At 62.7% G+C, this 21,284-nt stretch carries 20 protein-coding genes and 1 pseudogene; 12 read left to right on the plus strand and 9 right to left on the minus strand.

Annotation, left to right across the window (positions count from 1 at the left end):
• Positions 1–8: 8 nt before the first annotated feature.
• On the minus strand, positions 9–1,502 hold the full coding sequence (locus tag ACNQP3_RS28475; RefSeq protein WP_012274817.1) for an aldehyde dehydrogenase: 1,494 nt from the start codon (positions 1,500–1,502) through the stop codon (positions 9–11).
• A gap of 196 nt (positions 1,503–1,698) precedes the next feature.
• Here ACNQP3_RS28475 and ACNQP3_RS28480 point away from each other — a divergent pair, with 196 nt between their 5' ends.
• Positions 1,699–2,058 (plus strand): cupin domain-containing protein, encoded by a 360-nt coding sequence (locus ACNQP3_RS28480; protein ID WP_060494039.1) that lies wholly within the window; start codon positions 1,699–1,701, stop codon positions 2,056–2,058.
• A gap of 70 nt (positions 2,059–2,128) precedes the next feature.
• Here the strand turns inward: ACNQP3_RS28480 and rpmG are convergent, their stop codons facing one another.
• Together rpmG and rpmB are read right to left on the minus strand one after the other, a co-directional pair.
• On the minus strand, positions 2,129–2,284 hold the full coding sequence (gene rpmG / locus ACNQP3_RS28485; RefSeq protein WP_003253507.1) for a 50S ribosomal protein L33: 156 nt from the start codon (positions 2,282–2,284) through the stop codon (positions 2,129–2,131).
• An 11-nt stretch (positions 2,285–2,295) separates the two neighbouring features.
• The gene (gene rpmB, locus ACNQP3_RS28490) at positions 2,296–2,532 is read right to left on the minus strand and encodes a 50S ribosomal protein L28 (protein WP_003253504.1); all 237 of its coding nucleotides are present in this window, start codon (positions 2,530–2,532) and stop codon (positions 2,296–2,298) included.
• 361 nt (positions 2,533–2,893) lie between these two features.
• On the opposite strand from rpmB, the gene ACNQP3_RS28495 reads away from it, so the two are divergent.
• The gene (locus ACNQP3_RS28495; RefSeq protein ID WP_264316668.1) at positions 2,894–4,501 is read left to right on the plus strand and encodes an ABC transporter substrate-binding protein; all 1,608 of its coding nucleotides are present in this window, start codon (positions 2,894–2,896) and stop codon (positions 4,499–4,501) included.
• Positions 4,502–4,562: 61 nt separating this feature from the next.
• On the opposite strand, the gene radC is transcribed toward ACNQP3_RS28495, so the two are convergent.
• Positions 4,563–5,243: a RadC family protein gene (gene radC / locus ACNQP3_RS28500; protein ID WP_012274820.1), complete on the minus strand. Its 681-nt coding sequence runs from the start codon at positions 5,241–5,243 to the stop codon at positions 4,563–4,565.
• A gap of 128 nt (positions 5,244–5,371) precedes the next feature.
• Here radC and coaBC point away from each other — a divergent pair, with 128 nt between their 5' ends.
• From coaBC to argB, 4 genes and pseudogenes are all read left to right on the plus strand, one after another.
• Complete coding sequence (gene coaBC / locus ACNQP3_RS28505; protein WP_264316669.1) at positions 5,372–6,583, plus strand: bifunctional phosphopantothenoylcysteine decarboxylase/phosphopantothenate--cysteine ligase CoaBC; 1,212 nt, start codon at positions 5,372–5,374, stop codon at positions 6,581–6,583.
• A 5-nt stretch (positions 6,584–6,588) separates the two neighbouring features.
• Entirely contained in the window at positions 6,589–7,044 is a 456-nt protein-coding gene (gene dut / locus ACNQP3_RS28510) for a dUTP diphosphatase (RefSeq protein ID WP_264316670.1), read from the plus strand.
• 144 nt (positions 7,045–7,188) lie between these two features.
• A pseudogene (locus ACNQP3_RS28515) lies at positions 7,189–8,556 on the plus strand (phosphomannomutase/phosphoglucomutase); the annotation flags it as partial.
• A 30-nt stretch (positions 8,557–8,586) separates the two neighbouring features.
• The gene (argB, locus tag ACNQP3_RS28520; protein ID WP_004575216.1) at positions 8,587–9,492 is read left to right on the plus strand and encodes an acetylglutamate kinase; all 906 of its coding nucleotides are present in this window, start codon (positions 8,587–8,589) and stop codon (positions 9,490–9,492) included.
• A 79-nt stretch (positions 9,493–9,571) separates the two neighbouring features.
• Here the strand turns inward: argB and pyrE are convergent, their stop codons facing one another.
• Entirely contained in the window at positions 9,572–10,213 is a 642-nt protein-coding gene (pyrE, locus tag ACNQP3_RS28525) for an orotate phosphoribosyltransferase (protein WP_003253405.1), read from the minus strand.
• Positions 10,214–10,293: 80 nt separating this feature from the next.
• Between pyrE and ACNQP3_RS28530 the strand changes: the two genes are divergently transcribed.
• Complete coding sequence (locus ACNQP3_RS28530) at positions 10,294–11,073, plus strand: exodeoxyribonuclease III (protein WP_003253401.1); 780 nt, start codon at positions 10,294–10,296, stop codon at positions 11,071–11,073.
• Between the two features lie 61 nt (positions 11,074–11,134).
• On the opposite strand, the gene rph is transcribed toward ACNQP3_RS28530, so the two are convergent.
• Positions 11,135–11,857 carry a ribonuclease PH gene (rph, locus tag ACNQP3_RS28535; RefSeq protein ID WP_012274825.1) on the minus strand — a complete coding sequence of 241 codons (723 nt, stop codon included), beginning with the start codon at positions 11,855–11,857 and terminating at the stop codon, positions 11,135–11,137.
• A gap of 228 nt (positions 11,858–12,085) precedes the next feature.
• Here rph and ACNQP3_RS28540 point away from each other — a divergent pair, with 228 nt between their 5' ends.
• Entirely contained in the window at positions 12,086–12,949 is an 864-nt protein-coding gene (locus ACNQP3_RS28540) for a YicC/YloC family endoribonuclease (protein WP_012274826.1), read from the plus strand.
• Between the two features lie 13 nt (positions 12,950–12,962).
• Positions 12,963–13,583, plus strand: coding sequence for a guanylate kinase (gene gmk / locus ACNQP3_RS28545; RefSeq protein WP_012274827.1), 621 nt, complete (start codon positions 12,963–12,965; stop codon positions 13,581–13,583).
• Between the two features lie 115 nt (positions 13,584–13,698).
• On the opposite strand, the gene ACNQP3_RS28550 is transcribed toward gmk, so the two are convergent.
• The 3 genes from ACNQP3_RS28550 to ACNQP3_RS28560 all read right to left on the minus strand — a co-directional run bounded on the left by ACNQP3_RS28550 (position 13,699) and on the right by ACNQP3_RS28560 (position 17,514).
• A complete protein-coding gene (locus ACNQP3_RS28550) occupies positions 13,699–15,240 on the minus strand; it encodes an APC family permease (RefSeq protein WP_012274828.1) in 1,542 nt (513 codons plus the stop codon).
• 119 nt (positions 15,241–15,359) lie between these two features.
• The gene (locus tag ACNQP3_RS28555; RefSeq protein ID WP_012274829.1) at positions 15,360–16,127 is read right to left on the minus strand and encodes a gamma-glutamyl-gamma-aminobutyrate hydrolase family protein; all 768 of its coding nucleotides are present in this window, start codon (positions 16,125–16,127) and stop codon (positions 15,360–15,362) included.
• Between the two features lie 4 nt (positions 16,128–16,131).
• Positions 16,132–17,514 carry a glutamine synthetase family protein gene (locus ACNQP3_RS28560; RefSeq protein WP_012274830.1) on the minus strand — a complete coding sequence of 461 codons (1,383 nt, stop codon included), beginning with the start codon at positions 17,512–17,514 and terminating at the stop codon, positions 16,132–16,134.
• Between the two features lie 205 nt (positions 17,515–17,719).
• Between ACNQP3_RS28560 and ACNQP3_RS28565 the strand changes: the two genes are divergently transcribed.
• The 3 genes from ACNQP3_RS28565 to spoT all read left to right on the plus strand — a co-directional run bounded on the left by ACNQP3_RS28565 (position 17,720) and on the right by spoT (position 21,264).
• A complete protein-coding gene (locus ACNQP3_RS28565) occupies positions 17,720–18,592 on the plus strand; it encodes a LysR family transcriptional regulator (RefSeq protein WP_012274831.1) in 873 nt (290 codons plus the stop codon).
• Between the two features lie 240 nt (positions 18,593–18,832).
• Positions 18,833–19,096: a DNA-directed RNA polymerase subunit omega gene (gene rpoZ, locus ACNQP3_RS28570; RefSeq protein ID WP_003253383.1), complete on the plus strand. Its 264-nt coding sequence runs from the start codon at positions 18,833–18,835 to the stop codon at positions 19,094–19,096.
• A gap of 59 nt (positions 19,097–19,155) precedes the next feature.
• Complete coding sequence (gene spoT, locus ACNQP3_RS28575) at positions 19,156–21,264, plus strand: bifunctional GTP diphosphokinase/guanosine-3',5'-bis pyrophosphate 3'-pyrophosphohydrolase (protein ID WP_019471052.1); 2,109 nt, start codon at positions 19,156–19,158, stop codon at positions 21,262–21,264.
• The last annotated feature ends 20 nt before the right edge of the window (positions 21,265–21,284 follow it).

Raw genomic sequence — 21,284 nt, forward strand, 5'->3', positions numbered from 1 at the left:
TCACTGGATTACAGCTTGATCCAGGTCGCCTTCAGCTCGGTGTATTTCTCCAGCGCATGCAGCGACTTGTCACGACCGTTGCCCGACTGTTTGAAGCCACCAAACGGCGCGGTCATGTCGCCGCCGTCGTACTGGTTGACCCAGACGCTGCCAGCGCGCACGGCACGGGCGGTCTTGTGGGCCTTGGAAATGTCCGAGGTCCAGATACCAGCCGCCAGGCCATACGGCGTGTCGTTGGCAATGGCGATGGCTTCTTCGGCGGTGTCGAAGGCGATCACCGACAGCACAGGGCCAAAGATTTCTTCCTGGGCAATGCGCATGGCGTTGGTCACGCCGTCGAAGATGGTCGGCTCGACGTAGGTGCCGCCAGTCTCTTCCAGGGTGCGCTTGCCGCCGGCCAGCAGCTTGGCGCCGTCCTGGTGGCCAGCCTCGATGTACGACAGCACGGTGTTCATCTGCTGGGTGTCGACCAGGGCACCGACCGTGGTCTGTGGGTCCAGCGGGTTGCCTGGCTTCCAGCCTTTGAGGGCCTCGACCACCATCGGCAGGAATTTGTCCTTGATCGAACGCTCGACCAGCAGACGCGAGCCTGCGGTGCACACTTCGCCCTGGTTGAAGGCGATGGCGCTGGCAGCGGCCTCAGCGGCAGCTTGCAGGTCCGGCGCATCGGCGAAGACGATGTTCGGGCTCTTGCCGCCGGCTTCCAGCCAGATGCGCTTCATGTTCGATTCACCCGCGTAAACCATCAACTGCTTGGCGATCTTGGTGGAACCGGTGAACACCAGGGTGTCGACGTCCATGTGCAGGGCCAAAGCCTTGCCCACGGTGTGGCCGTAACCTGGCAGCACGTTCAGCACACCAGCCGGGATGCCGGCTTCGATGGCCAGCTGGGCGATGCGAATGGCCGTCAGCGGCGATTTTTCGGACGGCTTGAGCACCACCGAGTTACCGGTGGCCAGCGCAGGGCCGAGTTTCCAGCAAGCCATCAGCAGCGGGAAGTTCCACGGCACGATGGCACCCACCACGCCCACCGGTTCGCGGGTAACCAGGCCAAGCTGGTCGTGCGGGGTCGGGGCGACTTCGTCGTAGACCTTGTCGATGGCTTCGGCAGTCCAGTGGATGGCTTGGGCCGCACCTGGGATGTCGATGCTGGAGGAGTCGCCGATCGGCTTGCCCATGTCCAGGGTTTCCAGCAGCGCCAGCTCTTCGACGTTCTTGCGCAGCAGGTCGGCGAAGCGAATCAGCTTGGCCTTGCGCTTGGCCGGGGCCAGTTGCGACCAGACGCCGGAATTGAAGGTGGCGCGGGCGTTTTCCACAGCGCGATTGGCATCGGCCAGGTCGCAGCTGGCAACCTTGGCCAGGAAGCGTCCGTCGACCGGGCTCAGGCACTCGAAGGTTTCACCGGATGCGGCATCGGTGTATTCGCCGTTGATGAAGGCGCGGCCTTCGATCTTCAGTTGCTGGGCACGTTGTTCCCAGTCCGCACGGGTCAGGGTGGTCATACGAAACTCCTCCTCTTGTTTAGGTGCAACGCCGCACTGAGGACTCACAGGCGTTGTCAGAATTCTGGCCGGGCGACGAGCGCACACTGGCTAGCGATACCCTAAACCAGCCGGTGTAAACTATCAATATATTTGACACGGAAGGCCCAAATGCCTACTGATGTTCATTTTATTAAACAACAACAGGAGCCGCACCATGCGCATAGACAGCATCATCGACTTCGCCCAGGTCATCACAGAGGCCGAACGCTACCGCCCAGCGGCGGAAAAAATCCTCAAGGGTGAGCCAGACCAGGCGGTCTACAACCACTATTCCAGCCCGTGCGGGCAGTTTGCCGCTGGCGTGTGGGAGGGTGAGGTGGGCCAGTGGACGGTGAACTACACCGAGCATGAATACTGCGAGATCGTTCAGGGCGTTTCGGTGCTGCGCGACCAGGAAGGCGGAGCGAAAACCCTGCGTGCCGGCGATCGGTTTGTCATCCCCGCCGGGTTCAAGGGCACCTGGGAGGTGCTTGAGCCGTGCCGCAAGATCTATGTGATGTTCGAGCAGAAATGACCTGAGGCCAACGCAGGCATAAAAAAACCCGCGTCCTTTCGGATGCGGGTTTTTTCAGGTTGCCGATCAATTACTTGATCTTGGCTTCCTTGTACACCACGTGCTTGCGAACAACCGGATCATATTTCTTGATCTCGATTTTGTCCGGAGTGGTGCGCTTGTTCTTGTCGGTGGTGTAGAAGTGGCCGGTACCGGCACTCGAAACCAGACGGATCAATTCACGCATGATGTTCTCCCTTAAACCTTGGCGCCAGCTTTACGGATGTCAACCAGAACGGCGTCGATGCCGCGCTTGTCGATGATACGCATGCCCTTGGCGGAAACGCGCAGACGCACGAAACGCTTCTCGGATTCAACCCAGAAACGGTGGTGCTGCAGGTTCGGCAGGAAACGACGACGGGTTTTGTTGTTTGCGTGGGAAATGTTGTTCCCGGTTACTGGACCCTTACCAGTAACTTGACAGACTCTCGACATGACTCAGCCCTCTAAAACCACATGCCCAACCCGGCATGGGTTGGCCGCTTAATCTCTCAGTCTTTGGCGCCTGGGCGCCGTGATTCTGGAGGTCTTATCGACCGGATCCGCTTATGCGACAGGCCGAGCCCCTAGAAAAGAGCGCTGCTTTATACCAGAAAGACTTGGCTGCAACAACAGGAGATGCACATTGCCGCACGCCAGAACGCGCCGGGCCAGCATAGCGGCAGGCCCCGCCAGCCGTCGACCACTCGTCGCCAGATTTGTAAAAAAGGGTGTGGTCATTTGCCGGCAGGCGCACTAGGGTAAGCCTTTTCCAGACTGCACTGGCAGATGGGCCACCGACAGCCAAGGAGCCACCATGCGTGCTGCCGCCCTTTCCTTATTGTTCAACTCTCTGTTCGCCGCCGGCGCTCTGTTCGCTGCCGGCGCAGCTCAGGCCGCGCCGCTGAGCGTTTGCAGCGAAGCCAGCCCCGAAGGCTTCGACGTGGTGCAGTACAACTCGCTGACCACGACCAACGCCACGGCTGACGTGCTGATGAACCGCCTGGTGGAGTTCGACGCGGCGCAAGGCAAGGTGGTGCCAAGCCTGGCGGCCAGTTGGGCAGTATCGGCCGACGGCCTGGTGTATGACTTCACCCTGCGCGACGGCGTGAAGTTCCACAGCACCGCCTACTTCAAGCCAAGCCGCGAGCTGAACGCCGACGATGTGTTGTTCAGCTTCCAGCGCATGCTCTACCCGGCACATGCGTGGCACAAGACGGCACCGGGCGGCTACCCGCATGCTCAGTCGCTGCAGTTGGGCAGCCTGATCAAGGCGATCGAGGCACCTGCACCGAACGCCGTGCGCTTCACCCTCAGCCACCCGGACGCTACCTTCCTGGCCACCCTGAGCATGGGCTTCGCCTCGATCTACTCCGCCGAGTATGCCGACAAGCTGCTCAAGGCCGGTACGCCCGAGAAGCTCAACAGCCAGCCGATCGGCACCGGGCCGTTCGTATTCCAGCGCTTCCAGAAGGACGCCGTGGTGCGCTACCGCGCCAACCCGGACTACTTCGCCGGCAAGCCGGCGGTCGACCCGCTGATCTTCGCCATTACCACCGATGCCAATGTGCGCCTGCAGAAGCTCAAGCGGGGCGAGTGCCAGGTTGCCTTGTCGCCCAAGCCGCTGGACATTGCCGAAGCAGGCAAGGACAGCAACCTCAAGGTAGCCACGACGCCGGCGTTCATGACCGCCTTCGTCGCCATCAACAGCCAGCACCCGCCGCTGGACAAGCCGGAAGTGCGCCAGGCCATCAACCTGGCCTTCGACAAGCAGGCTTACCTCAAGGCCGTGTTCGAAGACTCCGCAGTGGCCGCCAACGGCCCCTACCCGCCCAATACCTGGAGCTACGCCAAGGACCTGCCCGGCTACCCGCTGGACCAGAAGAGAGCCAAGGCGCTGCTGGCCAAGGCCGGCTTGGCCGAAGGCTTCAGCACCACGATCTGGACCCGCCCGTCGGGTAGCCTGCTCAACCCCAACCCCAGCCTTGGTGCACAGATGCTGCAGGCCGACCTGGCCAAGATCGGCATCAAGGCCGAGATCCGCGTGATCGAATGGGGTGAACTGATCCGCCGTGCCAAGGCGGGCGAGCATGACTTGCTGTTCATGGGCTGGGCAGGCGACAACGGCGACCCGGACAACTTCCTCAGCCCGCAGTTTTCCTGTGCGGCGGTCGAGTCGGGCACCAACTTTGCCCGTTTCTGCGACAACCGCCTGGACCAGCTGATCAGCGCCGGGCGCACCACCAACGACCAGAGTGTGCGCAGCCGGCTTTACCAGCAGGCGCAGACGCTGATTCAGCAGCAGGCGCTGTGGGTGCCACTTGCGCACCCGACGGCGGCGACCTTGCTGCGCCAGGAGGTCGAGGGGTATCAGGTGAGCCCGTTCGGGCGACTGGATTTCAGCAAGGTGTCGGTGACCAAGTAAACCTGCACCGGCCTCTTCGCGGGCTCGCCCGCGAAGAGGCCCTAACAGGCAGCACAAAGGCCTAAGCCACAATCCACCCATGCTCGACCATCGACAACGGCTCCCCGTCGCCGATGATAATGTGGTCCAGCACCCGCACATCGATCAATGCCAGCCCCCTCTTCAGCGACAGGGTCAAATGCACATCGTCCTGGCTCGGCTCACTGCTACCCGAAGGGTGGTTGTGGCACAGGATCAAAGCCGCTGCGTTATGCAGCAACGCCCGCCGCACCACCTCCCGAGGGTAGACACTTGCCCGGTCTATCGTGCCCCTGAACAGGATTTCGAAAGCCAACGGCCTGTGCTTGCTGTCGAGAAACAGGCAACCGAAAACTTCACTGACCTCATGGCGCAACATGGCCTTGAGGTACCGCCGCACCGCCGCCGGGCCGTCAAGAGCCGCTGCGCGCTTGATGTTCTCGTCCAGATATCGCCGACCAATCTCCAACAGCGCCTGCAACTGTGCGTACTTCACCATCCCAATGCCTGGCTCACGTAACACCGCTTCGCGCTCAGCTTCAAGAAACTGCCTGAGCCCGCCGAAACGCACCAACAGCCCCCTCGCAAGGTCCAACACATTGCGCCCGGCAACGCCAGAGCCCAGCAACACGGCAAGCAATTCGGCGTCCGTCAACACCACCGCCCCTCGCTGCAACAACTTCTCCCTAGGCCGTTCTTCCGCCGGCCACTCCCTGATATTCATCCCCGCCCCCTGCCCTTGCTGCGGCCCATTTCGACCCTGTGTTAATCTATTTCGCCTCGTACATGCGACGTACTGCCGCAGGCAATTTCAAACGTCGCCGCCCGCTCTCACTGGAAAAAGGCAAGCCTATGCAGCGGCTGTATCGCAAGCGCATCGTTCTCGGCGTGGGTGGCGGCATTGCCGCCTACAAAAGCGCCGAGCTGATTCGCCGTCTCCTGGAGCACGGCGCGCAAGTGCGCGTCGTCATGACCCGTGGTGGGGCCGAGTTCATCACCCCGCTGACCCTGCAGGCGCTGTCGGGCCACCCGGTGCACATGGACCTGCTGGACCCGGCCGCCGAAGCGGCCATGGGCCATATCGAACTGGCCAAGTGGGCCGACCTGGTGCTGATCGCCCCGGCCACGGCCGACCTCATGGCGCGCATGGCCCAAGGCATGGCTGACGACCTGCTGACCACCCTGGTGCTGGCCACCGACGCCACCGTCGCCGTCGCCCCGGCCATGAACCAGGCCATGTGGCGCGACCCGGCTACACAAGCCAACCTTGAGCTGCTCAAGAGCCGTGGCATCCAGGTGTTCGGCCCTGCCTCCGGCAGCCAGGCCTGTGGTGACGTGGGGCTTGGCCGCATGCTCGAAGCCACCGACCTGGCCTGGTGCGCCGCAGAAAGCTTCAAGCGCCAGGCACTGACCGGCAAGCACGTGCTGATCACCGCCGGCCCGACCCAGGAAAACATCGACCCGGTGCGCTACATCACCAATCATAGCTCCGGCAAGATGGGCTTCGCCCTGGCCGAAGCGGCTGCCGAAGCCGGGGCTCGGGTTACCCTCGTCACCGGCCCTGTGCACCTGCCAACCCCCGACCGGGTCAGCCGCATCGACGTGGTCAGCGCGCGGGACATGCTCGCGGCCTGTGAAGCGGCCATACCGTGCGACCTGTTCATCGCCTCGGCGGCGGTCGCGGACTACCGTCCTGAAGTGGTTGCCACACAGAAACTCAAGAAAGATCCTACGACCGGCGACGGCATGCTGCTGCAGATGGTGCGCAATCCCGATATCCTTGCCACCCTTGCTGGCCGCGCCGACCGCCCGTTCAGTGTCGGCTTCGCCGCCGAAACCGAGCACTTGCTCGATTACGCCACGCGCAAGCTCAAGGACAAGAACCTCGACCTGATCGTCGCCAATGATGTGGCCAACCCCAGCATCGGCTTCAACAGCGAAGAAAACGCCTTGACCGTGATCGACCGCCAGCAGCACCAGACTCTCTTCGCGCAGACCAGCAAGGGCAAGATCGCCCGGCAACTGGTCGCCTTCATCGCCGAACGGCTCAACCAGGTTCAATAAGTTACATGCACGCTCTTCAAGCCAAGATCCTCGACCCACGCCTGGGCAGCGAATTCCCGCTGCCGACTTACGCAACCCCCGGCTCCGCCGGCCTGGACCTGCGCGCCCTGCTCAAGGAAGACACCGCCCTCGAGCCAGGCCAGACCCTGCTGATTCCGACCGGCCTGTCGATCTACATCGGCGACCCAGGCCTGGCGGCAGTCATCCTGCCCCGCTCGGGCCTGGGCCATAAGCACGGCATCGTGCTGGGCAACCTGGTCGGCCTGATCGACTCGGACTACCAGGGCGAGCTGATGGTTTCGTGCTGGAACCGCGGCAACACGCCGTTCACCATCGCAGTTGGCGAACGTATCGCCCAGCTGGTGCTGGTACCGGTGGTGCAGGCCCATTTCGACATCGTTGAAGCATTCGATGAAAGCCAGCGTGGCGCTGGCGGCTTTGGTCATTCCGGCAGCCACTGAGCCGGCAAATGACCGTTCAGGCCAAGGATGGCGAACTCTCTGGCGAAAGCACCGTCCAAGCGTTCAGTTTGCGCCTGCCCAGAAAGCCTTTGATTATTGGAGCTTCCAGAGATGAACGACATGGCCCACCTGGTCCCCGCCGCACTACCAGACAGCATTTTCCGCGCGTATGACATTCGCGGCGTGGTCGGCAAAACCCTTCATGCCGATACCGCCTACTGGATCGGCCGCGCCATCGGTGCACAGAGCCTGGCCCAGGGCGAACCGCAGGTTTCGGTAGGGCGCGATGGCCGCCTGTCGGGCCCGATGCTGGTCGAACAGCTGATCAAAGGCCTGGTCGATGCCGGTTGCCAGGTCAGCGACGTTGGCCTGGTACCCACCCCGGCGCTGTACTACGCGGCCAATGTGCTGGCCGGCAAGTCCGGCGTGATGCTGACCGGCAGCCACAACCCGTCGGACTACAACGGTTTCAAGATCGTCATTGCCGGCGACACCCTGGCCAACGAGCAGATCCAGGCCCTGCTGACCCGCCTGAAAACCAACGACCTGACCCTGGCCCAAGGCCGCGTGGAAAAGGTCGAGATCCTTGACCGCTACTTCCAGCAGATCGTCGGCGACGTAAAGCTGGCGAAAAAGCTCAAGGTGGTGGTGGACTGCGGCAACGGCGCCGCCGGCGTGATCGCACCGCAGCTGATCGAAGCCCTGGGCTGCGAAGTGATCCCGCTGTTCTGCGAGGTCGACGGCAACTTCCCCAACCACCACCCAGACCCAGGCAAGCCGGAAAACCTCGAAGACCTGATCGCCAAGGTCAAGGAAACCGGCGCTGACATCGGCCTGGCCTTCGACGGTGACGGCGACCGCGTCGGCGTGGTGACCAACACGGGCAGCATCGTCTACCCCGACCGCCTGCTGATGCTGTTTGCCCAGGATGTACTGGCGCGCAACCCCGGTGCCGAGATTATCTTCGACGTCAAATGCACCCGTCGCCTGAGCCCGCTGATCGAGCAACACGGCGGCCGCGCGCTGATGTGGAAGACCGGCCATTCGTTGATCAAGAAGAAGATGAAACAGACCGGTTCGCTGCTGGCCGGCGAAATGAGCGGTCACATCTTCATCAAGGAACGCTGGTACGGTTTTGACGACGGCATCTACAGCGCCGCGCGCCTGCTGGAGATCCTCAGCAAGGCCGGGCAGAGCGCCGAAAACCTGTTTGCCGCCTTCCCGAACGATATTTCCACGCCGGAAATCAATATTGATGTGACCGACGAGGGTAAATTCAGCATCATTGATGCACTGCAACGCGACGCCGACTGGGGCGAAGCCAGCCTGACTACCATCGACGGTGTGCGGGTGGACTACACCCACGGCTGGGGCCTGGTTCGCGCCTCCAACACCACCCCGGTGCTGGTGCTGCGCTTCGAGGCCGACAGCGACGCCGAATTGCAACGTATCAAGGATGTATTCCGTACCCAGTTGCTGCGGGTTGAGCCTGAGCTGCAACTGCCGTTCTGACCGACTATCTGTTCCTTACAGGAGCCCTGCATGACCCTCGATCGCGATGCCGCTTCCCATGTAGCCGAGGTTTTGTCCGAAGCACTGCCTTACATCCGCCGCTTTGTCGGCAAGACCCTGGTGATCAAGTACGGCGGCAACGCGATGGAAAGCGAGGAGCTCAAGACCGGCTTCGCCCGCGACATCGTGCTGATGAAGGCTGTGGGCATCAACCCCGTGGTAGTCCACGGTGGCGGCCCGCAGATCGGCGACCTGCTCAAGCGTCTGTCGATCGAAAGCCACTTCATCGATGGCATGCGCGTCACCGACTCGGCGACCATGGATGTGGTGGAGATGGTGCTGGGTGGCCAGGTGAACAAGGACATCGTCAACCTGATCAACCGCCACGGCGGCAGCGCGATCGGCCTGACCGGCAAGGATGCGGAGCTGATCCGCGCCCGCAAGCTGACCGTCAGCCGCCAGACGCCCGAGATGACCACCCCGGAAATCATCGACATCGGCCACGTGGGCGAAGTGGTGAGCGTGAACACCGACCTGCTGAACATGCTGGTGAAAGGCGACTTCATCCCGGTGATCGCGCCAATCGGCGTGGGCGCCAACGGTGAGTCGTACAACATCAACGCCGACCTGGTGGCAGGCAAGGTAGCCGAGGCGCTGAAGGCCGAGAAGCTGATGCTGCTGACCAACATCGCCGGCCTGATGGACAAGCAGGGCCAGGTACTGACCGGCCTGACCACCGAGCAGGTCAACGAACTGATCGCCGACGGCACCATCTATGGCGGCATGCTGCCGAAGATCAAGTGTGCGCTGGATGCGGTGCAGGGCGGCGTGAACAGCTCGCACATCATCGATGGCCGCGTGCCGAACGCTGTGCTGCTGGAAATCTTCACCGACAGCGGCGTGGGTACCCTGATCACCAACCGCAAGCCGCGCTGAGTGATCGATTAGCCGGTACAGGTGATACAAAAAAGGCGATCTTCTTGCGAAGGTCGCCTTTTTCGTTACCAGGCCGGGATCAGATCCCGTACTGCGCCCGGTACGCCTCTACAGCCGGCAGATGCTGCTTGAGCTGCGGATCGTCCGCCAGGAATTCCAGCACCTGGGTCAGCGAAACGATGCTGACCACCGGGATACCGAAGTCACGCTCCACTTCCTGGATCGCCGACAGTTCGCCATTGCCACGCTCTTCGCGGTTCAGCGCGATCAGCACGCCAGCGGCCTTGGCCTGCTGGGCGTTGATGATCTGCATGACCTCACGGATAGCGGTACCGGCAGTGATCACGTCGTCGATGATCAGCACGTCACCGGCCAGCGGCGCGCCGACCAGGCTGCCGCCTTCGCCATGGTCCTTGGCTTCCTTGCGGTTGAAGCACCAAGGCACGTCGAGCTGATGCTGGTCGGCAAGGGCCACGGCGGTGGTCGCCGCCAAAGGGATACCCTTGTAGGCCGGGCCGAACAGCACGTCGAACGGGATCTTGCTGTCGACGATGGCGGCGGCATAGCAACGCCCCAGCTCCGCCAGTGCGGAACCGGTGTTGAACAGGCCGGCATTGAAGAAATACGGGCTGGTACGCCCCGATTTCAGGGTGAATTCACCGAAACGCAGTACCCCGCGATCGATGGCAAAACGGATAAAGTCGCGCTGATACGGCTGCATGGATAGTCCCGGATACCACGGATTTAGCTAAATGGGTTGAGCTCGGGTATCATACACGCACGAGATTTTTGGGGCCATTTATGCGGATCATCAGTGTGAACGTTAATGGCATTCAGGCTGCAGCCGAGCGTGGATTGCTCAGCTGGTTGCAAGCCCAGAATGCCGACGTCATCTGCCTTCAGGATACCCGCGCCTCGGCCTTTGAACTCGACGACCCAGCTTTCCAGCTCGATGGCTATTTCCTTTATGCCTGCGACGCGGAGGTGCCCGCCCAAGGTGGTGTGGCCCTTTATTCGCGCATGCAGCCCAAGGCAGTCATCACCGGCCTGGGCTTCGAGACAGCCGACCGCTACGGGCGTTACCTGCAAGCAGATTTCGACAAAGTCAGTATTGCCAGCCTGCTGTTGCCTTCGGGCATGAACGGCGACGAAGACTTGAACCAGAAGTTCAAGTTGATGGACGACTTCGCCAAGTACCTGGACAAGCAGCGTCGCAAGCGTCGCGAATACATCTACTGCGGCTCGTTCTACGTGGCGCAGCAGAAGCTCGACATCAAGAACTGGCGTGACAGCCAGCAGTCGCCGGGTTTCCTGGCGCCGGAACGCGCCTGGATGGATGCGATCACTGGCGAGATGGGCTACGTCGATGCCCTGCGCGAAGTCAGCCGTGAAGGCGACCAGTACAGCTGGTGGCCAGACAACGAGCAGGCCGAGATGCTCAACCTGGGCTACCGGTTCGACTACCAGATCCTCACGCCGGGCCTGCGCCGCTTCGTGCGCAATGCTCGCCTGCCGCGTCAGCCGCGCTTCTCCCAGCATGCGCCGCTGATCGTGGACTATGACTGGACGTTGACCATCTGAGTGCTGTTCAGATACGAAAAAGCCGACATTAATGTCGGCTTTTTCGTATCTACAGGAACAGTCAGTCAGCCAGTGCGGCCTGCTGCAGTTCGAAGATCTCGTTCATGCCCTTCTGCGCCAGGGCGAGCATGGCGTTGAAGTCTTCCGGCTGGAACGGTGCGCCTTCGGCAGTACCCTGCACTTCGATGAAGCCGCCGGCACTGGTCATGACCACGTTCAGGTCGGTTTCGGCAGCGGAGTCTTCCGGGTAGTCCAGGTCAAGTACGGCTTCGCCCTGGTACATGCCCACCGACACGGCAGCGATCATGTGCTTGAGCGGGTTGCCGGCCTTGAGGCCACCGCGCTTCTTGATCACCGCCAGGGCATCGCACAGGGCGACCATGGCGCCAGTGATGGACGCGGTACGGGTACCGCCATCGGCCTGGATCACGTCGCAGTCAACGTACAGGGTGATGTCACCGAGCTTGCTCATGTCGAGCGCCGCACGCAGCGAACGACCGATCAGGCGCTGGATTTCCAGGGTGCGGCCACCCTGCTTGCCACGGCTGGCTTCGCGCTGGTTACGTTCGCCGGTGGAGCGCGGCAGCATGCCATATTCGGCGGTCAGCCAGCCTTGGCCCTGGCCTTTGAGGAAGCGCGGTACACCGTTTTCCACGCTGACCGTGCAAATGACCTTGGTGTCACCGAACTCAACCAGTACCGACCCTTCGGCGTGCTTGGTGTAGTTGCGGGTGATGCGGATCGAGCGGAGCTGATCGGCGGCGCGACCACTTGGACGTTTCATCTGGGATACCTGTACTGGGACTTTGAATCTGCCGAGCATTATAGAGCCCGCAGCCTGGGGAAGACATGCCTATTGTCGCGCCCGGCACAGCCCGTCGCCTTTTCCTACTTGCGCGGCCACCCGTCGGTAACATAGGTGGATTGGGCGCCACGGCCCCACTGCGCTACAATCCTGCGCCTTGCAGCCAAGAGGCTGCCACCGTTCATTCATCTACGCGAGGTACTCCCCATGGTGCACAGCATGACCGCTTTTGCTCGTGTCGAGCGCGCCGGCAGCCAAGGCACCCTGGTCTGGGAGCTGCGCTCGGTCAACCACCGCTACCTGGAGCCGCACCTGCGTCTGCCCGAGGCCCTGCGCGACCTCGAAGGCGGTGTACGTGAAGGCCTGCGCCAGGGCCTTTCGCGAGGCAAGGTGGAGTGCACCTTGCGCCTCAACGAAGACAGCAACGGCAAACCGCTGAAGGTGGACCACGCGCGCGCCGCGCAACTGGTTGCCGCGGCCGAGGAAGTCGCCAGCCTGATCAAGCAGCCAGCGCCCTTGAACCCCCTGGAAGTGCTGTCGTGGCCGGGCGTGCTGGTGGCTGACACCAGCGACCCGCAGGCCCTGAACGCTGAAGCCATGGCGCTGTTCGACGAAGCACTGGCCGAGCTCAAGGCCGGGCGCCAGCGCGAAGGCCAGGAACTGGCCCGGCTGATCAACGAGCGCCTGGACAACATGGCCAGCGAAGTCACCACCCTGCGCGCCTTGGTCCCGCAGATGCTGGCAGCACAGCGGCAAAAGATTCTCGACCGCTTCGGCGATATGCAGGCCGAGCTGGACCCGCAGCGCCTGGAGCAGGAGATGGTGCTGCTGGCCCAGAAGAGCGACGTGGCCGAAGAACTCGACCGCCTCAGCACTCACGTTACCGAAGTGCGCCGGGTACTCAAGGGTGGCGGCGCCGCCGGCCGACGCCTGGATTTCCTGATGCAGGAACTCAACCGCGAAGCCAACACCCTCGGCTCCAAGGCCTTCGACCCACGCAGCACGCAAGCGGCGGTCAACCTGAAGGTATTGATCGAACAGATGCGTGAACAAGTACAGAACATCGAGTAAGGCCACCCCGACCATGAACCACAGCAGCGGCACCCTCTACATCGTTTCGGCCCCTTCGGGCGCCGGCAAGACCAGCCTGGTAACGGCCCTGACCAAGGACGACCAGCAAATCCGCGTCTCGGTCTCGCACACCACCCGCGCCATGCGCCCGGGCGAGGAACACGGGGTGAACTACCACTTCGTGGTCCACGAAGAATTCAAGGCGCTGATCCAGCAAGGCGACTTCCTGGAGCATGCCGAAGTGTTCGGCAACTTCTACGGCACCTCGCGCAGTGCGCTGCAGCAGACCCTGGACCAGGGCTATGACCTGATCCTGGAAATCGACTGGCAAGGCGCCCAGCAGGTGCGCAAGCTGATGCCCCAGGCATTGTCTGTGTTCATTTTGCCGCCAAGCCAGGAAGCGCTTCGTCAGCGCCTGGACGGCCGCGGGCAGGACAGCGAAGAAATCATCGCCGGGCGTATGAAGGAAGCGGTCAGCGAGATGGTGCACTACGACGAGTATGACTACGTGATCATCAATGATGATTTCGACGTGGCGCTGGAAGACTTGAAAGCGGTGTTCCGCTCCAATCGCCTGCTGTTGAAGAAACAGCAACAGCGTCATGCGGCGCTGCTGAAGCAAATGATCGGCTGAAGATTGATGGGGCCTCTTCGAGGCCCTTTCGCGACACAAGGCCGCTCCCACAGGAGATTGAGTTCCTTGTGAGAGCGGCCTTGTGTCGCGCCAGGGGCGCAAAGCGCCCCCCGCTTTATTCCTGCAGCGGCAGGGTAGCCTGCTGACGCAGGGTAGCCCCCAGGAAGTATGCCGGCGCGCGCATGCGCGACAGCATCATCAACCCGATGCCCAGCACCGAGATGATCGCGGCAATCACGAACACCAGCCCCAGCCCGCCCACATGCGAGCCACTGCCGAAGTCCGGCGAGGCGCTGTCGATGGCGGTACGCGCGAAGATCACCGACAAGATCACCCCACCCACCAGCGGGCACAGGCCGCGCATGATGAAGTGGCGCAGGCTGTCGAACAGGCTGTCGCGGAAATACCAGACGCAGGCGAACGCGGTCAGCGAATAGTAGAAGCAGATCATCATGCCCAGCGCGGTGATGGTATCCGCCAGCACGTTCTCGCTGAGGGTACGCATGGTCACGTAGAACAGCCCTGCCGCCAGGCCAGCGCAGATGGTGGCGTAGCGCGGGGTTTGCGAACGCGGGCAGACGCTGGCGAACTTCGGCGGTACCGCACCGTAGTAACCCATGGCCAACAGGGTGCGCGCCGGTGCCACGAAAGTGGACTGCAGCGACGCCGCGGTGCTGGCCAGCACTGCGATGGACATCAGGATCGCCAGCGGCCCCATGACCGGGCCGGCCAGGTGAGCGAACACGTTCTCCTGGATACGCGGGTTGTTCAGGCCCAGGCCCGTTTCGCTGATACCCGCGAACTGCAGGGTGGCGATGGCGGTGAACAGATACAGGCCAAGAATCAGCATCACGGTCCAGGTGGCGGCCTTGCCCGGTACCTCTTCGCTGCCCACCGATTCTTCACTGACGGTCAGGCAGGTGTCCCAGCCCCAGAAGATGAAGATCGACAACGACAGCCCGGCGGCAAAGGCCGAGAACGACTCGACGCCGAACGGGTTGAACCAGGCGAAGTCGAACTCCAGCGGTGGCGGCGCCGTGGTACCGCCGAAGGCGGCAACGGCAAAGCCGATCAACACCACCAACTGCAAGGCCACCAGGCCGTATTGCACGGTCATGGTGGTGGCTATACCGCGGCAGCAGATCCACACCGCCAGGGCGATGAACACGCAACAGGTGGTGATGTTGATCAGCAGGTTGTCAGCCAAGGCCGCCAGCTCATGCTTGCCAGTGATCTGGCCCAGGAACAGGTAGAAGAAGTCGACTGCCACCCCCGCCAGGTTCGACAGCACGATAGTCGTGGCAACCACCAGTCCCCAGCCGCCGATCCAGCCGATCATCGGGCCGAATGCTCGCGCCGACCAGGTAAACGAAGTGCCGCTGTCCGGCTCTGCCGAGTTCAGTTCGCGGTAGCCCAGGGCCACTAGCAACATCGGCAGGAAGCCGACGATGAACACGGCAGGCAGGTGGGCACCGACCTCACGCACGGTCGGGCCAAGGGCGCCGGTCAGGGTGTAGACCGGGGCGATGGTGGAAATGCCCAGCACCACGCTGGCCAACAAGCCCAAACGGCCTTTGGCCAGGCCTTTGCTGCGTTGAGTGTTGCCCGCGTCGGCCGCCACGTCGGGTGGGCGGCCGGCTTCTGTATAATTGCTCATGAGTATTTGCCGTAAATTTTGGAATTGTTTTCACAGGCCTTGCGTACAAGGCCCGCTTTCACTCATTGAAAGCTTGCTGCCGGGGACAAGTCATCCGAGACCTTCGGCTGACGTCAGAATCATTCCTGCCGTGCACCCTCCCGTGCTGCATAGGCAATGCAGGCCTCGCGAAACGCCTGAAACAGGCGCAGCGAGACCGGGTTTTCGTTGAAGCGCCACTCCGGGTGCCACTGCACGCCAAGCACAAAGCCCGGCGCGTCGGGCATGGACACTGCTTCGATCAGGCCATCCGGGGCCCGTGCCTCGACGCGCAGGCCTGGGGCCAGGCGGTCGATGCCCTGACTGTGCAGCGAGTTGACCTCGAACTGCGCCGCCAGGCCCAAGCGCTCGAACAACCCGCCAGGCTCGATGCCGACCGGGTGACGAGGGCCGTACTGCACCTCCAGGGGGGCATCCTCAGGTTCGCGGTGATCCAGGTATCCAGGCAGTTCCTGCACGCGCTGGTGCAGGCTGCCGCCAAGGGCCACGTTCAGTTCCTGGTAGCCACGGCAAATGCAGAACACCGGCACACCGGCGGCAATGGCCGCCTGCAGCAGCGGCAGGGTCAGGCGATCACGCGCCAGGTCATGCCGGGTACCTGCCACACTGGGGGCGCCATTGTAATGATGCGGTTCGATATTTGAAGGCGAGCCGGTAAAAACAATGCCGTGCAGGCGAGCCAGCAGCGCATGCGTGTCGCTGCCGCCATCACGGGCCGGCAAGATCAGCGGTAAGCCGGCAAAGCCGGCCGCCTCGACATACTTGTCGCCCACCGTGTGCGACGAGTTCTTCCCCACCTGCTGACGGCAGGCGCTGACACCGATCAAGGGGACCGCAGTTGCGCTCATGGGCTTACACCGTGTGCAGGTACCAGTTGTACTCGAGGTCGGAAATCGACACTTCGAACTCGGCCAGTTCGCTTTCCTTGCAGGCCACGAAGATATCGATGTAGTCCGGGCTGATGTATTGGTTGAGAACTTCGCTGTCATCCAGCGCGCGCAGGGCGTCGCGCAGGTTGTTCGGCAGGCTTTGCTCCAGCTGTTCGTAGGAGTTGCCTTCGATCGGCGCCTGGGGCTCGACCTTGTTGGTCAGGCCGTGGTGAACACCGGCAAGGATCGCGGCGAGCATCAGGTACGGGTTGGCGTCGGCGCCAGCCACACGGTGCTCCAGGCGCACGTTGTCGCTGCTGTCGGTGGGCACGCGTACTGCCACGGTGCGGTTGTCCAGGCCCCAGCTCGGCGCATTGGGCACGTAGAACTGCGCACCGAAGCGGCGGTAGGAGTTGATGTTCGGGCACAGGAAGGCCATCGACGCCGGCATGGTTTCCAGCACGCCGCCAATGGCGTGGCGCAGCGTGTCGCTTTGCAGCGGGTCGTCACTGGCGAAGATGTTCTTGCCGGTTTTCTTGTCCAGCAGCGAAATGTGCACGTGCAGACCATTGCCTGCCTGACCTGGGTAGGGCTTGGCCATGAAGGTCGTGTCCATTTCATGGTCGTAGGCCACGTTCTTGATCAGGCGCTTGAGCAGAATCGCGTAGTCGCACGCCTTCAGCGGATCAGCCACATGGTGCAGGTTGACCTCGAACTGCGCCGGGGCGCTTTCCTTGACGATGGCGTCGGCGGGCAGGCCTTGTTCCTTGGCTGCTTCGAGCATGTCCTGCAGGCAGTCGGCGTATTCGTCGAGGTCGTCGATCAGGTACACCTGGGTTGACTGCGGGCGCTTGCCGGAAATCGGTGAGCGCGGCGGCTGTGGACGACCGTTGAGGTTGTCCTGGTCGATCAGGTAGAACTCCAGCTCGAACGCCGCGCAGATATCCAGGCCCAGGTCGTCGAACTTGCTCACCACCTGGCGCAGCACTTCACGCGGGTCGGCGAAGAACGGCTGGCCATCCAGTTCGTGCATGGTCATCAGCAACTGCGCGGTGGGGCGCTTCTGCCAGGGCTCGTCCGACAGCGTGCCGGGGATCGGGAAGCAGATGCGGTCGGCATCGCCGATGTCCAGGCCAAGGCCGGTGCTCTCGACCGTGGAGCCGTTGATGTCCAGGGCGAACAGCGAAGCCGGCAGGTTGATGCCCTTCTCGTACACCTTGTGCAGGCTGGCCCGCTCGATGCGCTTGCCACGTACCACGCCATTCATGTCGGAGATCAGCAGGTCTACATACTGCGTGTCCGGATGGGCCTGGAGGAAGTCATTCATCTCGCTGGAAGAACTGGCGCACGGGGTTACCGACGTCATGGTGTACATCCTTTGATGTGCTGCGGCGATGTGGGGATACGGCTGGCGCCTCACGGGCGACGATGGTTGCAGCTGTTGTTCTTTTCACTTTCCCATCGTGGGGATTGGTTACCCGACCGGGCGCATTGATTCCGGGGGGCCGTTTCACTATAAAATGGCTCCGACGCAACAGACATTGGCAATTCGGCAAGCAGAGCGTGCACCAATGCAATATCAGATTACCCACGCCGACCTCTCTCTGGTCCTGGCACTGGAACGTGGCCGCTCGCTGGCCAAAGCCGCCGAGCTACTCAAAGTCGACGTTTCGACGGTGTTCCGCTCGATCCGCCGGCTGGAGTCGGCGCTGGGCACAGCCTTGTTCGTCAAGAGCCGCAAGGGCTACTTGCCGACCGACACCGCCCAGGCCCTGGCCGAGCAGGCCGAGCGCGCCGAGCAGGCGCTGGAGGCGGCGCGCATTGCCATGACCAGTGGCGAGCAAGTGGTCAGCGGCACGGTGCGCGTGACCTGTACCGAGGCGGTGATGCACAGCCTGCTGCTGCCGGCACTGGCCGAGTTCATGCCCAACTACCCGGCCTTGTCGCTGGAGATGGGCACCTCCAACACCTTCGCCAACCTCAGCCGGCGCGACGCCGACATCGCCTTGCGCCTGACCAACACGCCACCAGAGCACCTGGTGGGCCGCAACCTGGGCTCTACTTCTTATGTCGTCTGCGGCCAGCCGCAGTGGCGCGAACGCCTGACCGAGTCGCCCGGCAGCGTGCCGTGGATCGCCCCTGACGACTCGATGCAGGACCACCCCACGGTGGTCTGGCGCAACCAGCAGCACCCAGGGCTGAGCCCACGCTACCAGTGCAGCAGCATGTCGACCATCGCCCAGTTGGTCACCGCAGGCCTGGGCGTGGCGGCATTGCCGGACTACATGGTGCACGCGCTGCCTGGGGTGGATGCACTGAGCGGCCCGCTGCCCGGCTGCGACACCCAGCTGTGGCTGCTGACCCGGCCGGATTGCCGTGCATTGCGCTCGGTTCAGACCCTGTTCGAGGAACTGACCCCGCGGTTGCGTGACGCGATGCTCTGAGGTTATCGTCAGGCTCAAGTATCGCGGCTGTCTGTTCCGGCTCTTTCGCGGGCCAACCCACTTCCACGGGGCAGGCGATGCCTGAGCGAGCGGGTTGGCCACAAAGAAGCAAACACAGGGCTTCTAGGTGACCGCCCGGCAAAACAGCGCTTCCCTATTGGCTGGTGAATTTTTATACTATCGAGTCCGCCTGCCCATTATTGGGCTGCACGCCCACCGCAATTGCTACTGAGGAAGACCATGGCCCGCGTAACTGTTGAAGACTGCCTGGAACACGTGGATAACCGCTTCGAGCTGGTCATGCTCTCGACCAAGCGCGCTCGCCAGCTGGCGACCGGCGGCAAAGAGCCACGCGTTGCGTGGGAAAACGACAAGCCGACCGTTGTTGCCCTGCGCGAAATCGCCGAAGGCATCGTCACCAACGAATTCATCGCCGCTGAAGAGATCGTCACCGAGGATCCGGTGTTCGCCGCGTTCGAGGACGAGAACAACGAGGCTGTCTGATTGATGCCAGGTCGACGTCGCACGGCGCAAGGCCCTCTTCCTCGGCAGGAGGTGAACCCATGCCGGGTATAGAAGCCTTGGCCGAACGGCTGTCGACCTATCTTGGCCCCGAACAGGTCAACCTGGTCCGGCGCGCCTATTTCTATGCCGAACAGGCCCACGATGGGCAGCGCCGCCGCAGTGGCGAGCCCTACGTGACGCATCCGCTGGCCGTGGCCAGCATCCTCGCCGACATGCACATGGACCATCAGAGCCTGATGGCGGCCATGCTGCACGATGTGATCGAAGACACCGGCATCGCCAAGGAAGCCCTCAGCCAGCAGTTTGGCGAGACCGTGGCCGAGCTGGTCGATGGGGTCAGCAAGCTGACCCAGATGAACTTCGAGACCAAGGCCGAGGCGCAGGCCGAGAACTTCCAGAAGATGGCCATGGCCATGGCTCGCGATATCCGCGTGATCCTGGTCAAGCTGGCCGACCGCCTGCATAACATGCGCACCCTGGAAGTGCTGTCCGGCGAAAAGCGTCGGCGCATCGCCAAGGAAACCCTCGAAATCTACGCCCCCATCGCCAATCGCCTGGGGATGCACACCGTGCGCGTGGAGTTCGAAGACCTCGGTTTCAAGGCCATGCACCCGATGCGCTCGTCGCTGATTCACCGAGCGGTGAAAAGCGCACGCGGCAACCGTAAAGAGATCGTCGCCAAGATCGAGCACTCGCTGGCCAACTGCCTGGCCGCCGATGGTATCGAGGGCGAGGTCAGCGGCCGGCAGAAACACCTCTATGGCATCTACAAGAAGATGCGCGGCAAGCGCCGTGCCTTCAACGAGATCATGGACGTGTATGCCTTCCGCATCATCGTCGACAAGGTCGATACCTGCTACCGCGTGCTTGGCGCCGTGCACAACTTGTACAAGCCGCTGCCCGGTCGCTTCAAGGATTACATCGCGATCCCCAAGGCCAACGGCTACCAGTCGTTGCACACCACGCTGTTCGGCATGCACGGCGTGCCCATCGAAATCCAGATCCGCACCCGCGAGATGGAAGAGATGGCCAACAATGGCATCGCCGCGCACTGGCTGTACAAGTCCAACGACGACGAACAGCCCAAGGGCAGCCACGCCCGCGCGCGTCAGTGGGTCAAAGGCATCCTCGAGCTGCAGCAACGTGCCGGCAACTCGCTGGAATTCATCGAGAGCGTGAAGATCGACCTGTTCCCGGACGAGGTCTACGTGTTCACGCCCAAGGGCCGCATCATGGAGCTGCCCAAAGGCTCCACGGCCGTCGACTTCGCCTACGCGGTGCACACCGACGTCGGCAACAGCTGCATCGCCTGCCGCATCAACCGTCGCCTGGCGCCGCTGTCCGAACCGCTGCAAAGCGGCTCGACAGTGGAAATCGTCAGTGCCCCGGGCGCCCGACCGAACCCGGCCTGGCTCAACTTCGTGGTCACCGGCAAGGCGCGCACGCACATCCGCCACGCGCTCAAGCAGCAGCGCCGCTCCGAGTCCATCAGCCTGGGCGAGCGCCTGCTGAACAAGGTCCTCACCGGCTTCGACAGCAGCCTGGAAAAAATCCCCCAGGAGCGCATTCAAGCGATTCTGGCCGAGTACCGCCTGGAGCTGATCGAAGACCTGCTCGAGGACATCGGCCTGGGCAACCGCATGGCCTACGTGGTCGCCCGTCGCCTGCTGTCGGCCGAAGGCGAACAGCTGCCGGCGCCGGAAGGCCCGCTGGCGATCCGCGGTACCGAAGGCCTGGTGCTGAGCTACGCCAAGTGCTGCACACCGATCCCAGGTGACCCGATCGTCGGCCACCTGTCGGCAGGCAAGGGCATGGTCGTGCACCTGGAAAACTGCCGCAACATCAGTGAAATCCGCCATAACCCGGAAAAGTGCGTACAGCTCTCCTGGGCCAAGGACATCACCGGCGAGTTCAATGTCGAACTGCGTGTCGAACTGGAACACCAGCGCGGCCTGATCGCCCTGCTGGCCAGCAGTGTCAACGCCGCCGACGGCAACATCGAGAAAATCAGCATGGACGAACGCGACGGCCGTATCAGCGTGGTCCAACTGGTGGTCAGCGTGCACGACCGCGTGCACCTGGCGCGTGTGATCAAGAAGCTGCGTACCCTGACCGGTGTGGTCCGCATCACCCGCATGCGTACGTAGTCCGCCAACCGCAAGGAGTC

The organism is Pseudomonas sp. LFS074 (assembly GCF_047978165.1).
Taxonomy (GTDB): domain Bacteria; phylum Pseudomonadota; class Gammaproteobacteria; order Pseudomonadales; family Pseudomonadaceae; genus Aquipseudomonas; species Aquipseudomonas putida_P.

Coding starts and splice junctions, on each gene's coding strand:
- ACNQP3_RS28475 (WP_012274817.1), bottom strand. CDS start 1,502: ATGACCACCCTGACCCGTGCGGACTGGGAACAACGTGCCCAGCAACTG.
- ACNQP3_RS28480 (WP_060494039.1), top strand. CDS start 1,699: ATGCGCATAGACAGCATCATCGACTTCGCCCAGGTCATCACAGAGGCC.
- rpmG (WP_003253507.1), bottom strand. CDS start 2,284: ATGCGTGAATTGATCCGTCTGGTTTCGAGTGCCGGTACCGGCCACTTC.
- rpmB (WP_003253504.1), bottom strand. CDS start 2,532: ATGTCGAGAGTCTGTCAAGTTACTGGTAAGGGTCCAGTAACCGGGAAC.
- ACNQP3_RS28495 (WP_264316668.1), top strand. CDS start 2,894: ATGCGTGCTGCCGCCCTTTCCTTATTGTTCAACTCTCTGTTCGCCGCC.
- radC (WP_012274820.1), bottom strand. CDS start 5,243: ATGAATATCAGGGAGTGGCCGGCGGAAGAACGGCCTAGGGAGAAGTTG.
- coaBC (WP_264316669.1), top strand. CDS start 5,372: ATGCAGCGGCTGTATCGCAAGCGCATCGTTCTCGGCGTGGGTGGCGGC.
- dut (WP_264316670.1), top strand. CDS start 6,589: ATGCACGCTCTTCAAGCCAAGATCCTCGACCCACGCCTGGGCAGCGAA.
- argB (WP_004575216.1), top strand. CDS start 8,587: ATGACCCTCGATCGCGATGCCGCTTCCCATGTAGCCGAGGTTTTGTCC.
- pyrE (WP_003253405.1), bottom strand. CDS start 10,213: ATGCAGCCGTATCAGCGCGACTTTATCCGTTTTGCCATCGATCGCGGG.
- ACNQP3_RS28530 (WP_003253401.1), top strand. CDS start 10,294: ATGCGGATCATCAGTGTGAACGTTAATGGCATTCAGGCTGCAGCCGAG.
- rph (WP_012274825.1), bottom strand. CDS start 11,857: ATGAAACGTCCAAGTGGTCGCGCCGCCGATCAGCTCCGCTCGATCCGC.
- ACNQP3_RS28540 (WP_012274826.1), top strand. CDS start 12,086: ATGGTGCACAGCATGACCGCTTTTGCTCGTGTCGAGCGCGCCGGCAGC.
- gmk (WP_012274827.1), top strand. CDS start 12,963: ATGAACCACAGCAGCGGCACCCTCTACATCGTTTCGGCCCCTTCGGGC.
- ACNQP3_RS28550 (WP_012274828.1), bottom strand. CDS start 15,240: ATGAGCAATTATACAGAAGCCGGCCGCCCACCCGACGTGGCGGCCGAC.
- ACNQP3_RS28555 (WP_012274829.1), bottom strand. CDS start 16,127: ATGAGCGCAACTGCGGTCCCCTTGATCGGTGTCAGCGCCTGCCGTCAG.
- ACNQP3_RS28560 (WP_012274830.1), bottom strand. CDS start 17,514: ATGACGTCGGTAACCCCGTGCGCCAGTTCTTCCAGCGAGATGAATGAC.
- ACNQP3_RS28565 (WP_012274831.1), top strand. CDS start 17,720: ATGCAATATCAGATTACCCACGCCGACCTCTCTCTGGTCCTGGCACTG.
- rpoZ (WP_003253383.1), top strand. CDS start 18,833: ATGGCCCGCGTAACTGTTGAAGACTGCCTGGAACACGTGGATAACCGC.
- spoT (WP_019471052.1), top strand. CDS start 19,156: ATGCCGGGTATAGAAGCCTTGGCCGAACGGCTGTCGACCTATCTTGGC.